13 protein-coding genes are annotated in these 15,404 nt (G+C 72.6%); 8 read left to right on the top strand and 5 right to left on the bottom strand.

Going from position 1 to position 15,404, the window contains the following annotated elements; genetic code table 11:
* Nucleotides 1-82: 82 nt before the first annotated feature.
* The 7 genes from IEY37_RS06680 to IEY37_RS06650 all read left to right on the top strand — a co-directional run bounded on the left by IEY37_RS06680 (nucleotide 83) and on the right by IEY37_RS06650 (nucleotide 8,681).
* Entirely contained in the window at nucleotides 83-979 is an 897-nt protein-coding gene (locus tag IEY37_RS06680) for a DeoR/GlpR family DNA-binding transcription regulator (RefSeq protein ID WP_188940699.1), read from the top strand.
* A 171-nt stretch (nucleotides 980-1,150) separates the two neighbouring features.
* Nucleotides 1,151-2,296, top strand: a complete 1,146-nt coding sequence (locus tag IEY37_RS06675; RefSeq protein WP_229674008.1) for an autoinducer 2 ABC transporter substrate-binding protein — start codon at nucleotides 1,151-1,153, stop codon at nucleotides 2,294-2,296.
* Nucleotides 2,297-2,371: 75 nt separating this feature from the next.
* Nucleotides 2,372-4,075, top strand: coding sequence for a sugar ABC transporter ATP-binding protein (locus tag IEY37_RS06670; protein WP_188940698.1), 1,704 nt, complete (start codon nucleotides 2,372-2,374; stop codon nucleotides 4,073-4,075).
* Nucleotides 4,072-5,106 (top strand): ABC transporter permease, encoded by a 1,035-nt coding sequence (locus IEY37_RS06665; RefSeq protein WP_188940697.1) that lies wholly within the window; start codon nucleotides 4,072-4,074, stop codon nucleotides 5,104-5,106. The genes IEY37_RS06670 and IEY37_RS06665 overlap by 4 nt, the downstream gene beginning before the upstream one ends.
* Entirely contained in the window at nucleotides 5,103-6,242 is a 1,140-nt protein-coding gene (locus IEY37_RS06660; protein ID WP_188940696.1) for an ABC transporter permease, read from the top strand. The genes IEY37_RS06665 and IEY37_RS06660 overlap by 4 nt, the downstream gene beginning before the upstream one ends.
* Nucleotides 6,239-8,293 (top strand): bifunctional rhamnulose-1-phosphate aldolase/short-chain dehydrogenase, encoded by a 2,055-nt coding sequence (rhaD, locus tag IEY37_RS06655; protein WP_188940695.1) that lies wholly within the window; start codon nucleotides 6,239-6,241, stop codon nucleotides 8,291-8,293. Before IEY37_RS06660 ends, rhaD begins: the two co-directional genes overlap by 4 nt.
* Before the next feature lie 64 nt (nucleotides 8,294-8,357).
* On the top strand, nucleotides 8,358-8,681 hold the full coding sequence (locus tag IEY37_RS06650; RefSeq protein WP_188940694.1) for an L-rhamnose mutarotase: 324 nt from the start codon (nucleotides 8,358-8,360) through the stop codon (nucleotides 8,679-8,681).
* Between the two features lie 36 nt (nucleotides 8,682-8,717).
* On the opposite strand, the gene IEY37_RS06645 is transcribed toward IEY37_RS06650, so the two are convergent.
* Nucleotides 8,718-9,740, bottom strand: a complete 1,023-nt coding sequence (locus tag IEY37_RS06645; protein WP_188940871.1) for a zinc-dependent alcohol dehydrogenase family protein — start codon at nucleotides 9,738-9,740, stop codon at nucleotides 8,718-8,720.
* 599 nt (nucleotides 9,741-10,339) lie between these two features.
* Here IEY37_RS06645 and IEY37_RS06640 point away from each other — a divergent pair.
* Complete coding sequence (locus tag IEY37_RS06640; RefSeq protein WP_188940693.1) at nucleotides 10,340-10,630, top strand: hypothetical protein; 291 nt, start codon at nucleotides 10,340-10,342, stop codon at nucleotides 10,628-10,630.
* A 33-nt stretch (nucleotides 10,631-10,663) separates the two neighbouring features.
* On the opposite strand, the gene IEY37_RS06635 is transcribed toward IEY37_RS06640, so the two are convergent.
* The 4 genes from IEY37_RS06635 to IEY37_RS06620 all read right to left on the bottom strand — a co-directional run bounded on the left by IEY37_RS06635 (nucleotide 10,664) and on the right by IEY37_RS06620 (nucleotide 15,289).
* Complete coding sequence (locus IEY37_RS06635; RefSeq protein ID WP_188940692.1) at nucleotides 10,664-11,515, bottom strand: hypothetical protein; 852 nt, start codon at nucleotides 11,513-11,515, stop codon at nucleotides 10,664-10,666.
* Between the two features lie 359 nt (nucleotides 11,516-11,874).
* Entirely contained in the window at nucleotides 11,875-12,408 is a 534-nt protein-coding gene (locus tag IEY37_RS06630) for a hypothetical protein (protein ID WP_188940691.1), read from the bottom strand.
* Between the two features lie 192 nt (nucleotides 12,409-12,600).
* Nucleotides 12,601-14,268 (bottom strand): purple acid phosphatase family protein, encoded by a 1,668-nt coding sequence (locus IEY37_RS06625; protein ID WP_188940690.1) that lies wholly within the window; start codon nucleotides 14,266-14,268, stop codon nucleotides 12,601-12,603.
* A gap of 319 nt (nucleotides 14,269-14,587) precedes the next feature.
* Nucleotides 14,588-15,289, bottom strand: coding sequence for a GntR family transcriptional regulator (locus IEY37_RS06620; protein WP_188940689.1), 702 nt, complete (start codon nucleotides 15,287-15,289; stop codon nucleotides 14,588-14,590).
* Nucleotides 15,290-15,404: the final 115 nt, after the last annotated feature.

The raw sequence follows: 15,404 nt of genomic DNA, 5'->3' as shown, positions 1-15,404 counted from the left end.
TCTTTCGAAAGCGTTGTGGTTTCGAACGCGTTCGTCCGTTGACAGCCGCTGCTACGCCTCGCTACGGTCTGCCTGCCCGTCGTTGAAGCGCTTCAGACCGCAGACGGCAGCCAACCACGAGGAGGTGGTCGACCGCATGTCGTCGCTGGACGAGTTCGCCCGCGAGGAGGCCATCCTCGCGGAACTGCACGCCCGCGGTCGCGTCGTCGTCACCGATCTCGCCCGGCGCTTCCAGGTCTCCGCGGTCACCGTCCGCAAGGATCTGGACGCGCTCGAGCGGCGCTCGATGCTGCGGCGGGTCCGTGGCGGAGCCGTCTCCACGGAACCGCTCGACGAGGGCGGGTTCGAGATGCGACTCCGGCAGCGGCGCGGTCGCAAGATCGCCATCGCCCGGGCGGCCGCCGACCTCGTCCAGGACGGGGACGTGATCGCTCTGGACTCGTCGACCACCTGCTACTTCCTGGCGGCCGAGGTGCTCGACCGCCGGAACCTGGTGGTGGTGACCAACAGCCTGCGGGTGGCCATGCTGCTCGCCGAGCAGTCGACCGCCACGGTGCTCGTGCCCGGCGGCGTGCTGCGTCGGGCGTCGGGGTCGCTGGTCGGCCAGGTCGGCGAGGTGCTCGGCGGACGGGACCGGCTCGACCGCGGGTTCTTCGGTCTGGTGAGCGCCTCGACGAGCCAGGGCCTGCTGGACTCCTCGGCCGAGGAGGCGCAGATCAAGGCCCGGCTGGCCGGCTGGAGCACCGAGGTCTACGGGCTGTTCGACTCGTCGAAGGTGCGCGGGTTCGGCCTGCACCCGTTCGTCGGGCCGGACCGGATCACCGCGCTGTTCACCGATGTCGACGCGCCGGACGAGTTCGTCCGGGGCTGGGCCGACGCCGGTGTGCCGGTGCGCCGCGTCGACCCCGCCGTCGCCCGCCCGGCCGGCGGTCGCCCGTCCGGGCCGCACCGGCTCGCCGCCGCCGCCGGGATCCGCTGAGACCGCCGCCCACGAGGACCCGCGTCGACCGGACCCTCTGCGTCGCCGCGACCATCCCGCCCGTTCCACCACCGCACGTCCCACCGCCCCGCAGGACCACCGCACCGCGGATCCACCGTCCGTCCCGTTCCACCCATCAGCACGGCACCGTCGCCCGGAGGAGAAGAATCCATGCGCAGCACCAGACTCGCGGCCGTCGTCGCGATCGGCCTGACCGCCACCCTGGCCCTGGCCGGTTGTTCGAAGAAGAACGACGCCGGCTCGGGCGGGGACACGTCGTCCAGCGCGGCCGCCAGCGTCAGCTCCAGCGCGAGCGCAGGCTCGGCCGGAGCCGGTTCCGGCGCGGCGTCCGCCGGCGGCGGTTCGTCGAGCTCCAGTTCGGCCGGCGGGAACTCGTCGGGCAAGAAGTACAAGGTGGCGTTCGTTCCCAAGCTGCAGGGCGTGCCGTACTTCGAGGCCATGAACACCGGTGGCAAGCAGGCCGCGGCCGCCCTCGGCGACGTCGAGTGGCTGTACCAGGGCCCGACCCAGGCCGACGCCGCCGCGCAGGCGGACATCGTCCGGTCCTACATCCAGCAGAAGGTCGACGTGCTGTTCGTGGCGCCGAACGACCCCGACTCCATGGCGCCGCTGCTCAAGCAGGCGCAGGCGGCCGGGATCAAGGTCGGCACCACCGACACCGACGCCCCGAACTCGGTCCGCCAGGTGTTCGTCAACCAGGCCACCGCCGACGGCATCGGCCAGGGACTGACCGACGCGCTGATGAAGGCCATGGGCAACAAGGGCAAGTACGCGATCGTCTCGTGCGGGCAGACGGCCGAGAACCTGAACTCCTGGATCAAGGTGCAGAAGGCCTACACCGCCTCGAAGTACCCGGACGCCCAGATCGTCGACATCGTGTACGCCGGTGAGGACCAGGCCAAGGCCACCCAGATGGCGACCGACCTGATGAACGCCCACCCGGACCTGACCGGTCTGGTCGGCGAGTGCACCTCGTCCGCGCCGGGTGTCGCGCAGGCGGTCAAGGACGCCGGCAAGATCGGCAAGGTCTTCACCGTCGGGCTCGGCACGCCGCAGTCCATGAAGGCCTACCTGGCCGACGGCTCGTCGTCCGCGTCGATCCTGTGGGACGTGCAGAACCTGGGCTACCTGACGGCATGGGCCGGGGAGCAGCTGGCGGAGGGCAAGACCTTCCAGGCGACCAACAAGGTCAGCGACAAGCTGCCGGCGGTCAAGTACACCGAGGCCGACAAGATGCTGCTGCTCGGGCCGGCTCTGGCCATCACCAAGGAGAACGTGGACCAGTTCAACTACTGATCCCCGCGCCGGGGCGGCGTCCTGCGCCGCCCCGGCGTCCCTCCACCGCCATCCCGCACAGGAACGGAGCACGCGATGACCGACGGGGTCACCGCCGGCGGGCAGCCGCCCGCCGAGCCGCAGGCCGGGCCCTCGTCCGCACCGGCGGCGCCGACCACCGCGTCGACGGCGCCGGCGGCGTCGACGGCAGCGCCGGCGGATCCGGCAGTGCCGGCCGGCACCGAGCTGCCGGTCGCCGGGGCCGGTGACCGGCCTGCTCCCGACTCGGGACTCGCCCGGCTGGTGCTGACCGGCATCTCGAAGCGCTACGGCGCCGTGCGGGCCATCCGCAACGCGGACATGACCGTCAAGGCCGGCCAAGTGCACGCCCTGGTGGGGGAGAACGGTGCCGGCAAGTCCACCCTCATCAAGATCGTGTCCGGGGCGGAGACCGCCGACACCGGCACGATCGAGTTCGAGGGCGCGCCGGTGACCATCAGCTCCACGGTCGACGCCATGGCGCTGGGCATCGCCACCGTCTACCAGGAGCCGCAGCTGTTCGCGGAGCTGACGGTGTCCGAGAACATCTTCATGGGACGCGAGATCCGCACCGCCGGACGCGTGGACTGGGCGGCGCAGAACGCCAAGGTGGTCGAGCTGCTCGAGTTGCTCCGGCTGCCCGCCCGCTACGCGACCGCGGTCGTCGGGACGCTGTCGATCGCGCAGCAGCAGCAGGTCTCGATCGCCAAGGCGCTCGCCGGCAACGCCAAAATCCTGATCCTGGACGAGCCGTCGGCGATCCTCACCGACGCCGAGATCGACGTGCTGTTCGACGTCGTCCGCCGGCTCACCGCGTCCGGGGTGTCCGTCGTCTACATCTCCCACCGCCTCGACGAGCTCTTCCGGATCGCCCAGGAAGTCACCGTCATGCGGGACGGCCAGACCATCGGTACCTACCCGATCGCGGACCTGACCGTCCGGCAGATCGCCGAGCTGATGGTCGGCGGGATCCTGTCCGAGCACCACTCCGAGCGCTCGGTACCGTCCGGCGAGCCCGCGCTGGTGCTGTCCGACCTGGGCCTGGCCGGCCGCTTCCACTCCGTCGACGTGTCCGTCCGGCCCGGCGAGATCGTCGGCCTCTACGGGCTCGTCGGGTCCGGTGTCTCGGAGATCGCCGCCACCATCTACGGCATCGACCGGGCCACCGAGGGCGAGATCCGCCTGGACGGCAAGCGCATCAGCCCCCGGTCGCCGCGGGACGCGCAGCGGCTGGGCATCGCGCTGCTGCCGGCCAACCGCAAGCTCCAGGGCATGTTCGGCTTCCAGTCCATCGCGTTCAACATCTCGGCCGGCCACCTGCCGTTGCTGTCGCGGTTCGGCACCTGGATGGACCGGTCCCGGGAGAAGTCGGTGGCCCGGGACATGATCGCCCGGCTGGCGGTGCGCACCCCGCACGAGCGGCAGGCCATCTCGGCCATGTCCGGCGGGAACGCGCAGAAGGTCGTGCTGGCCCGCCAGCTCGTCGAGCGGCCCAAGGTGCTGGTGCTGGCCGAGCCGACCCAGGGCGTCGACGTGGGCGCCAAGGAGGAGATCCACCGCATCATCGCCGAACTCGCGCAGGGCGGGACGGCCGTCCTGGTCGTCACCTCGGACCTGCCGGAGGCGCTGCGCATCTCCGACCGCATCCAGGTCGTCCGGGGCGGCACCACCACCGTCGAGTTCGGCCCCGACGCCACCCAGGTCGACGTCCTGGCCGCGGCCGCGGGCGACGTCGCCGCCTCGGACGGAGGAGCGTCATGACCACCACCACGCCACCGCGGCCCGTGCCCGCCGGTGAGCCGGCGCGCGCGGTGCGGACCCGCAACCGGGTGCTGCCGTCGCCGGTGACCGGGCAGGAACTCGTCCTGCTCGCGGTCATCGCCGCCATGTGGGTCGCCCTGTACTTCACCACTCCGGCCTTCCTCAAGCCGGGATCGCTGCAGCCGCTGCTGGTCTCGATGGCGCCGATCGCCCTGATCGGGATCGGCATGACGGTCGTCATCATCACCGGCGGCATCGACGTCTCGGTCGGCGGCGCCGTGATGGTGTGCTCCGTCCTCACGGCCAAGACCCTGGTGTCCAGCGGTGTGTCGCTGTTGCCGGCGGTGCTGCTGTCCGTCGCCGTCGGCGGGGTGCTCGGCCTGGTGAACGGCGTGCTCATCGCCTACGGGCGGGTGCACGCGATCATCATCACCTTCGGCACCGCGAACCTGTTCCAATTCCTGGGCCTGCAGATCTTCGGGTCCTCGACGGTGAACGGCATCCCGAGCACCTTCGACGTGTTCGGCCGCGGGGTGGCCGGGCGAAGCTTCGGCATCCCGCACGCCTTCCTGATCACGATCGTCCTCGCCGCTGTCGCCTGGTGGTACCTGCGGCACACGGCCGGCGGCCGGCACTTCTTCGCCATCGGCGGCGACGCGCAGGCGGCCCGGCTGGCCGGGGTCCGCGTGCAGCGGCGCATCCTGCTGGCGTACGTGCTGACCGGCCTGCTGGTCGGCCTCGGCTCCTGCTTCGTCATCGCCCAGGGCACGTCCACGCTGGACCAGTCGGTGGGCACCGGCTACGAGCTGCAGGTGATCGCCGCGGTGGTCATCGGCGGCACGTCGATCATGGGCGGTCGCGGGTCGGTGCTCGGCACCGTCCTGGGCGCCCTGCTGGTGCAGACGGTCTCGTCCGGCGTCACCCAGCTCGGCTGGAACTCCAACCTGCGGGACCTGTTCGTGGGTGTCTTCATCATCATCGCCGTCGGGGCCGACCTGCTCCGGCAACGGTCGAGGAGGGCCGCCGCATGAGTGCCTCCGGCGTCGAGCAGTCCGCCCACCACGGGGCGTCCCCGGTGCAGCCCGCCGGCGGCCCCCGGTTGAAGCCGGCCGACTCCGGGGCCACCCGGGAGCCGCTGGGCACCCGGATCCTGCGGGCGCTGCTCACCCAGCGGGTGGTGCTGCTGGCCGTGCTGATCGTCGTCGTGGTCGCCGTCCTGATGATCATGGACGCGAACGACTACCTGACGGCGCCCTACGACCCGGACTACATGGCCTCGTCGTTGATCAACGCGGTCCCGTTGGCCATCCTGGGCCTGGCGGAGTTGGTGGTCATCCTGTCCGGCCGCGGCGGCATCGACCTGTCCGTCGGGGCGATCGTCTCCCTGGCCGGGATGGTCTTCGGGTTCGCGTACGGCGAGTGGAACTGGCCGTTCTGGCTCGCCCTGGTGGTCACCGTCGTGGTCGGCGGGGTGCTCGGCGCGGTGAACGGGTTCCTGGTGTCCTACATCGGGTTCCCGGCCCTGATCACCACGCTGGCGACGTACTACGCCTACAAGTCGCTGGCCGTCGTCATCAACAACCAGGAGCCGATCTCCACCGAGCCGATCCAGAACCTGTTCTCGATCACCCGGTCCGTCGAGCTGCCGGTCATCGGCCACGACATCCCCAACTTCCCGCTGGGGATCTTCACCTTCCTGCTGCCGACCGTCGTGGTGATCTGGCTGCTGCTGGCCCGCACCACCTACGGCCGCCGGCTGTTCGCGATCGGCACCAACGACGTCGCCGCCCAGTGGTCCGGCATCGCCGTCCGGGACACCCGGTTCAAGGCCTACACCATCTCGGGGCTGCTCTCCGGCCTCGTCGCGGTGGTGACGGTGGCGCAGTTCGCGTCGGCCCGGCCGGACGCCGGGGTCACCGGGAACGGCATGGCGCTGCCCGCCATCACCATCGCCGTGCTCGGTGGGGTGGCGATCACCGGTGGCATCGGGCGGGTCTCGGGCGTCGTGCTGGCCACCCTGCTCATCGTCTGGCTCAACGCCGGCATTCTCCTGGCCTTCGAGGGCAACGAAGGCTCCCAATTCCAACTGCTGGCCCTCGGCGCCGTCCTCGTGTTCGCGGCGCTGCTCAACGGGCTGACCAACCGCCGCTACGGAGGAACCCGATGACCGCCCCCGACCCCACCGATCTCCCCGAGGGCGTCGCGCAGCTGCTGGCCCGGTCCAACCGGCTCGGCTCGGACCCGACGGTCACCAACTACGCCGGCGGCAACACCTCCGCCAAGGTCCGCCAGTACAACCCGGCCACCGGCCAGGACGAGGAACTGGTCTACGTCAAGGGATCGGGCGGCGACCTCGGGACGCTCAAGGCCACCGGGCTCGCCGTGCTGGAGCGGGACCGGCTGGTCGCGCTGGACCGGGTGTACCGGGGCGTCGACCACGAGGACGAGATGGTCGGGCTGTTCTCGTTCTGCTCGTTCGGCCCCGGCGGTGCTACGCCGTCCATCGACACCCCGATGCACGGGCTGGTGGACCAGCCGCACGTCGACCACCTGCACCCGGACGCGGTCATCGCGCTGGCCTGCGCGGCCGACGGCGAGGAGCTGGTGCGCACGATCTGGGGCGGGTCGGTCGCGTGGATCCCCTGGCAGCGCCCCGGCTGGGAGCTCGGCAAGCTGGTCGCCGGCATCGCGGCGCAGCCCGGCGTCATCGGCGCCGTGCTCGGCGGCCACGGCATGACCGCCTGGGGTGCCACCAGCGACGAGGTCGAGGCCCGGTCGCTGCAGATCATCCACGACGCGCAGGCCTACCTCGACGAGCACTCCGCCGCCGAGCCCTTCGGGCCGGTCGTGCCGGGCCGGGAGGCGCTCGACCCGGCCGCCCGCCGGGCGCGCGCCGCCGAACTGTTCCCGTACCTGCGGAGGGTCGCATCGGCGGACCGGCGGCAGGTCGGGCACTTCACCGACTCGGACGTCGTGCTGGACTTCCTGTCCCGCGAGAAGCTGCCCCACCTGGTGTCGCTGGGCACCTCGTGCCCGGACCACTTCCTGCGCACCAAGGTCCGCCCGCTGCTGCTCGACACCCCGGTCGACGCCCCCCTCGACCAGGTCGAGGCCCGGCTGGCCGAGCTGCACGAGGAGTACCGCACCGACTACCAGGCCTACTACGACCGGCACGCCACCCCGGACAGCCCCGCCATCCGCGGTGCGGACCCGGCGATCGTCCTGGTGCCCGGCGTCGGCATGTTCTCGTTCGGCGCCGACAAGCAGACCGCGCGGGTGGCCGGCGAGTTCTACGTCAACGCGGTGAACGTCATGCGCGGCGCCGAGGGTGTCTCCCGCTACCAGCCGGTCAGCGAGGCCGAGAAGTTCCGGGTCGAGTACTGGCAGCTCGAGGAGGACAAGCTCCGGCGGCGGCCCAAGCCCAAGGACCTCGCGGGCCGCATCGCGCTGGTCACCGGCGGCGCGTCGGGCATCGGGCTGGCCACTGCCCGAGTCCTCGCGCAGAACGGTGCCTGCGTCGTGGTGGCCGACATGAACCTCGAGGGCGCGCAGCAGCTGGCCGACGAACTCGGTGGCCCGGACGCGGCGGTCGCGGTCGAGATGAACGTGACCGACCCCGACGCCGTGGCGGCCGGGGTGGCCGCCGGCATCGTCGCCTTCGGCGGTGTCGACCTCGTCGTGAACAACGCCGGCATCTCCCGGGCCGGGTCGCTGTCCGACACCTCGGTGGCGGACTGGGATCTGCAGTACGACATCATGCCGCGCGGGTCGTTCCTGGTGACCAAGGCCGCCGAACCGGCACTGCGCGCCCAACGCCTCGGCGGCGACGTGGTCATCATCTGCTCGAAGAACGCCGTCTTCGCCGGGCCGAACAACATCGCCTACTCCTCGGCCAAGGCCGCCCAGGCGCACATGGTCCGGCTGCTGGCCGCCGAGCTCGGCCAGTACGGGGTGCGGGTGAACGGCATCAACCCCGACGGCGTCGTCCGCGGCTCCGGCATCTTCTCCGGCGGGTGGGGCGCCTCGCGGGCCGCCACCTACGGCGTCGAGGAGAAGGACCTGGGAAAGTACTACGCGCAGCGGACCATCCTCAAGGAGGAGGTGCTGCCCGAGCACGTCGGCCTGGCGACCCTGGCGCTGACCAACGGCACGCTGGGCATCACCACCGGACTGCTGGTGCCGGTCGACTCCGGCGTCGCCGCCGGCTTCCTGCGCTGACCGCTGCGGCGGCGCGCCGGTGACCGGTGCGCCGCCGCCGACCCACGAGCGGAGTGGTGGCCCGATGGAACGGGTGTGCTTCGTCATGCAGGTGCGGCCGGACCGCATCACCGAGTACCTCGCGGCGCACGAGACGGTGTGGCCGGAGATGCTGCAGGCGCTCCGGGACGCCGGGTGGCGCGACTACTCGCTGTTCGTCGACCGCGAGACCGGGCTGGTGGTGGGGACGCTGGAGACCGACGACTTCGCCGAGGCCCGGCGCAGGATGGACGCCACCGACGTGAACCTCCGCTGGCAGGCCACGATGGCCCCGTTCTTCGTGACCCCGGACGGGGCCGGGCCGGACCGCAGCCTGCGCCGGCTGGAGCAGTACTTCCACCTGGTCTGAGGCCGGGTCCCGTCGCGCGGCCGGCCGCGGTCCGGATCAGCTCGGGATCAACGCCGCCTTGCCGGACCGGCCGGCGTCGACCAGCCGGTAGGCGGTGTCGGCCTGGTCGAGGTCGAACCGGTCGCTCACCACCACCTCGGGGTGCAGCTGCCAGACGTCGAGCCGCTCCAGCAGCTCGCGCATCCGGCCGACGCTGGTCACCCACGACCCGATCAGGGTGATCTGCCGGTGGATGACGTCGTGGCTGACGTCGAAGGAGATCTCGCCGCCCTCGCCGACGAATGCCATCCGCCCCCAGCGGGCCAGGGCGCCGAGTGCCGTGCGGCGTCCGGGCGCCGAGCCGGAGCAGTCGACCGCCGCGGTCACCGGGCGGAAGCCGGGGCCGGCCAGGTCGTCGGGGGACAGGACGTCGTCCACGGCGCCCAGCTCCAGGGCGAGCGCGGCCCGCTCGCCCGCCGGGTCGGTGCCGTAGACGCGGTCGGCGCCCAGTTTCTTGGCCAGCAGTCCCGCCGCCAGGCCGACGGGGCCGAGGCCGGTGACCAGCAGGCTGTCCCGGCCGGAGACGCCCAGCCGTACCAGCGCCTCGTAGGCCGTGCTGAAACCGCAGGCGACGCAGGCGCCGTCGACGAAGGTCAGCGAGTCCGGCAGCTCGATGCAGGTGTTCTCCTCGGCGAGGAGGTAGTCGGCGTGGCCGCCGTCGCGCTGCCAGCCGTAGGCCGCGCGCAGCGGGCTCGTGCAGCTGATGAAGTAGCCCTTGACGCACTCGGAGCACTGGCCGCAGCCCGAGATGTGGTAGACGGCCACCCGCGACCCGACGGCCAGGCGCTGCACGCCAGGCCCGACGGCCACCACCTGCCCGGCCGGCTCGTGGCCGGCGACCACGTCGTTGTAGCCCTCGGGTCCGGTGCCCAGGTGCTCCCGGTAGATGGCCCGTACGTCGCTGCCGCAGATCGTCGACGCGCCGACCCGCAGCAGCACCTGTCCGGGACCGGGCGTGGGAACGGGAACGTCGTCCCGCACCACGGTCTCGCGGTTGCCGGGGAGGTAGACACCGCGCATCCGATCCGCCGTCACGCCCGCCGCAGTGCCCACTGCTCCCTCGTTCCCTGGTCGCCGGGCGCCCGCCGCGTCCGTGGAGTTCCACCCTGGCACACGGCGACGACGCGGGGCGCCCTCGGGAGGCGCGACGGTCCACGGCGAGCAATCCGGCGTCGGCCTCGTCGCGTCCCGGGATGGTGAGCACACGGCGCTCGGACCACCGCAACGGCGGGCGGGCACGGCGGCCGGGTCGGTGGCGCTGCCGCCGGGCGGCGGCCGGGGTGCTCGCGCTGTCGGCCCTGGTGGGTGGCTGCACGGGCGCGGGTCCGGTGACGGCGGCGTCGACGGTGGGGTCGACCGGGTCGTCGACTCCGACGATGGCCCCGGACCCGAGGCCGACGGGGGGTTCGCGCGCCGGCGGGCCGGCGGCGGCGTCGGATCCGTCGGCCGCGTGACACGGCGTCCGGCCGCCGGATCGCGGTGTCGGTGCCGTACGTCGGTGGCACCGCCGTCTCCGGACGGCCCCGGTGTCGCCGTCCGCCGACTGGGTCGTCTACGTCGGTGCGGGCGGTCCGGGAGTCGGCCCGCTGTGTCTGAGCCGGACCGGCGGAGCTCCGGCCGTGGCGACGGTGCGACCGAGGACGGGACCCGTCGGATATCTGCTGTCGACGTCCTGGTACGGCATCGTCGCGGTCGTCCGGTCCGACGCCGTGACCCTCACGCTGGCCTGGGGTAGCCGCCGGCGGGTGCTCGATTTGCAGAAGCGTGGCGCTGAGGTCGACGACATCGCCGACGGATGGCGCAGTGTCACGGTCTTCGTGCCACCCACCCAGGTCGCCTCGGCGGTGACGGCCACGGCGGTGCTGCGGTCGTCGACCGGAGCGGAGGCGACCGTCGTCGCCACGGCGTGACCGGATCCGCGACACCCCGGACGGTTCCCTGCATCAGCTCCCGGCGGACAGCTTCCGCGCACGGTCGTAGGCGCGGATCCGGGCAGTGCCGAGCAGCCCGACCACCAGCAGGGCGATGCCCAGCCAGGTCGGTCCTCCGCCGAACACCAGCACGATCACCCCGATCGGCACGAGGTAGCCGACGATCGGCAGGAACAACTCGGTGAGCGGCGCCGGCGGCTCGGTCGGCACACCGGCCGCCCGCAGTCGCACGGCCGTGGCGTGCTCGGGGTACCAGGTGGTGAACTGCAGCGCGATCAGCGACGCACCGATCTGGAAGATCCAGCCGGTCCAAAGGTTGTCGTTGTCGTGCAGCACCGCGTCGCCGACGAAGCCGGCGATGGCGGCGACCAGGAACGCGCCGCCCCAGACCGCGGTGATCGTGTAGTTGATGTGCCGGAAGGTCGGGGTGTTCCAGACCTCCGGGTCCGTCTCCTCCTTGGCGTACTGGATGGTGAACGGCGTCCGGGCCAGGATCGAGCCGAGGACGACCAGCACCAGCAGCACGTTCGTCAGCTCGCCGAACCAGGTCTCCAACCAGCGCAGCACCGAGGGCGACGCGGTGAGGGCCAGCACCAGGAATGCGGTGAACGAGACGACGTCCACGACGCCGAGCAGCTTCGTCCGGTTCCCCAGCAGGCGGTCGACGACCACGAAGGCGACCGACAGCGCGAGGACCGCACCCACCGCCCACTGCAGCCGCCCCGGACCTTCCAGGATCGACAGCAGGATCCACGGGGCGAACCCGATGACCGGGTTGCTCATGATGCGGGCCGCCAGCGGTCGGCGCGCCGGTGGATCGGTGGGCGTCGCCGCGGCCGTCAGGATGTCGCTGCGGGAGGTCACCGGTGCCATGGAATCCGTCCTGGGTCTGCGTTCGCTGTCCGGCACCCGTCGCGGTGGGCGAGCGGCCGACGCCGCACACCCGCTCCGACCGCCGGTTCGCCGGTCGGTCCGGCTCCCGGCAGGGACGCTAGGCGACACGCGGCACGGCGGCCGGGGTTCCGTTGTGGATCACTCGCCGGTGTCCGTCCGGGCCCGACGACCGGGACGCCGTCACTGTCGGTGACGTCGTCCGGGCGGACACCGGCCGGACCGCCGGCTCGGGTGGCCCCGCTCCCGGCGCCACGTCCTCCGCCGTCGTCGGACCCGCGGCGCAGGCTCGCGGACAGCGGCCGGCCCACCCAGAGGCCGTGCCACCGCCGTCACCGCGGGCACGGGGGATACGGCTCCGTCCCGGGCCGAGGGGCGGGCGACGGCGGGCCCGCCTCGGCGCTCGGCGGGTCCGCACGACCGGCGACGGCGACGCTTGGCCGGTCCCGCGCGGCGCGGATCACCGGGCGCCACCGGCCGTCCAGCCCGACGAAGCCCTGGCCGAAGGTGACCGACCGGCCGTCGGCGCAGAACACCCGCAGCCGTGCGCCCGCGCTACCCGGCGCGATCGCCGAGTACGAGACGACCGAGACGGTCCGGCCGCCGTAGGCGGCCAGGAGGTCTCGGACACCGGCGTCCGTGCCGGAGTCCGGGTCGTCGCCGTCCGGTGCGGCCCGGTCGTCCTGGGCGACCAGCCGGACGCCGTCCCCGGCACGGACGGCCGCTGCGAAGTCGGCGACGGCGCCGGTGAACTCCGCGGTGGAGCTGCCGTCCGGGCGGTACGCGCGGAGCGGATCCGGTGCTCCGCACGCTGCCGCGCTGACCACCACCGCGGCCACCAGCACTGCAGCCCGTCCACCGCGCATGTCGATCCGGCCCCTCGCCCCGCCGGTCCGTCGGCGGACCCGGCCGGCTCAGGATGCCGTCCGACCGCCGCGCCCGTGGCGGGGTGGGCGGTCTGTCCACCATCGGTGGACCTGCCTCGACGTTCCGAGGTCGGCGGACCACCACCGGGGTGGACGGATCCGCGCCGGTCCTGCCCGCCGGGCCGCGGGACGTCAGGAGTGGCGCACGTCCGACCGCGGCCGGGTCAGGGTGAAGGTCTCGAACGCCTCGAGTTCGCCGTACGGGCCGGTCACGTCGTAGTAGGTCACCGTCATCGTGGTGCGGCCGGTCCTGCGGTCGCCGGGATCGACGCGGAAGGCGGCGAAACCGTAGGCGTGGGCGGGGTTGCGCACCGCCGACCACGGCGCCGGCTCCTGGACGTACACCGGCGGCCGCTTGCCTGTCGTCGGGTCGGGTGCACCGACCGCGGTGATCACCCGGCACGCCGGCGGGTCGAAGAACAGTTCGTTGCTCGGCGCGGAGGTGCCGCCGCCGCCCAGCACCATGTGCACGGTGCCGCGGGAGGTGTCGACGGTGGTGGTGCCGGTGGCGACGGGTACCGGCGTCCGGGTCGCGGTGTCCTGGTGTCCCCGGATGGGGTGGGACCGCTCGTAGTGGTGCTCGTGACCGCACACCACCAGGTCCACGCCGTACCGGTCGAACAGCGGCAGCCACTCCTCGCGCACGCCGAGGTCCGCGCCGTTGAACCGGTCGGCCGTGCTGATGGCCACCTGGTGCATGCAGACGACGACCCAGTCGACGTCCCGCCGGGAGCGGGCGCCGCGGAGCTCGTTCTCCAGCCACGCCTTCTGCGCGCCGCGGGAGTACCCGCGGACGTAGCTGTTCCCACCGTCCTGGTAGCAGACGTCGTCGTTGGCAAGGCTGATCACCCGCACGGACCCGACGGTGAAGGCGTACCACAGGCCCCGGGTGGTGTGCGTCTGTCCGACCGCGGGCGGCACCGAGAAGTACGTCTGGTAGGCCTCGTACCCGATCGGCCCGTTGCCGAGCTCGTTCTCGTGGTTGCCCGCACTGGGCATCCACGGCCGGTGGCGGGCGCTGCGGGTGTTGTTCTCCCAGAAGTCCGACCAGGTGCGGACCCGGTCGGTGGCCAGGTTCGCGTAGCACAGGTCGCCGTTGAACAGGTGGAACAGCGGGCCGATCCGCTCGACCCCCGCCGTGGTGTCGCCGGCGGCGGGGGATCCGAGGTTGTCGTTCACCAGCGGCGGGTTGGCCAGCGTCACGCCGGCCGGCGGCGTGAAGACCTTGCCCAGCGTCGGGGTGCCCTGGTCGCCGAAACTGGTGAAGGTGAAGGCGGCCCGGCCGCGCGGCGCGGTGCGGAAGGACCCCAGCTCGGGTGTCGCGCCGTCGTGCACCGCGGCGTACTGGTAGTCGTGGTCGGCGACCAGGTCGGTCAGTGCGGCATGGTGCGCGTACACGGTCCGGCCGGACTGGGCGTCGACGTACGAGGCGGTCCGGGCCGACACCACCCGTTCGCAGCGCTGTCCGGTGCGTCCGGCGAGCACCCGCGGGTGTTCGACCGGTTCCAGGGTGTGCCACGAGACGGTCACCTGGCGGGAGGCGTCGCCCCCGAACTGCAGGTGCAGCCCCGCGACGCGGGAGCCGGTGCCGGAGCGGGCCGGTGCCGGTGCCGCGGCCGGTGCCCCGTCCACGGTGGCCGCCTCGGCCGGACCTGCACCCAGCAGTCCGACCGCGGCCACCGCACCTCCCACGCCGGCCGCCGCCAGCAGGCTGCGCCGGGTGAAGCCGACGCGGTCCGCCGCACCGCTGTCCGTGGACCTGCTCGCTGAAAGTGTCCCGCCGTCCGTGTCTGTTGCCATGCCCGGGACTCTCTTCCGGCCGGCGACGTCCCGCCACCACCGACAGGTGAACGCCGCCCGAACCTTTCGCAGCGGCGAGGAGTGGCGCGCCACCTCCTGCCGGTGGCAGACCCAACGGCCGGTCCGCCGGTGGAGGCCGACGTCGGCGGAACTCCGACCACGCCGACCGCGCCGGCCGCAGCTCCACGGCGGCCGGCACCGGGGTCGCTGCACAGCGCCGCCCGGCGGCGGGCACGGCGGGCCGGGTCGGGGCCGGCGTCGAGAGCGGGCGACGACGCCGGTCGTGAGGCGGGTGGACGGCGCCGGCAAGCTCGTCCGTTCAGCCCGCGAGGTTGTCCAGGTGTTCCTGCGAGTACTTGTGCAGATTCTCGCGGGTGTGCGAGATATGGGCGATGAGGACCTTGGCGCCGGCCTCGCCGTCGCCGGCGACGGCCGCGTCCCGCAGCGCTTCGTGCTCCGCCGCCGCGTTCGGGTTGGTGTGGCCCAGGGTGACCGACCAGCGGCGGTACAGGGCCGCCTCCTCGGCCAGCCCCTGCACGACCTTGAGCAAACGCTCGTTGTTGCACCCCTCGAAGAGGGTCTGGTGGAAGGCCTCGTGGGCGGCGGCCCACTGGTCGAGGGCGTCGACGCGTCGGCTGGCATCGGCGGGCACCGGCGGCGGCGACTTGGCCAGCACGTGGTGCGACGCGACGACCCTGGCCTCCCACTCGGTGGTACCGGCGGCGATGGACAGCCGCAGCACGATGGGCTCGATGAGCAGGCGGGCCTCGGTCAACTCGTCGAGATCGGTCAGCGACAGCGGCGTCACCATGTAGCCCTGGTGTGCGGTCACCTTGACGAGCCCCTGCCCGGCCAGCCAGGTCAGTGCCTCCCGGGTGACCCCGACGCTCACGCCGTACCGCTCGCTCAGATCCGCGAACATCAACCGTTGACCCGGCTGCAGGCGGGCACCCAGAATATCGGCGCGCATTCGCTGGGACACGTCAACCGCCAGCGTCGTCTTACCCGTCCCGGCTTTCATGGTTTCACGATACGCGACCACCCACGGTCACCGGAATCGGCGTCCGTCCGGCGGGGCGTCGTGTCGTTGTTGTCAACAGTCGACGAGCCGCCGCCGCGCCTGTGGGTCGGCATGA

This window comes from Nakamurella endophytica (assembly GCF_014646215.1).
GTDB lineage: Bacteria > Actinomycetota > Actinomycetes > Mycobacteriales > Nakamurellaceae > Nakamurella > Nakamurella endophytica.
This window is presented reverse-complemented; position numbering and strand designations above follow the sequence as displayed.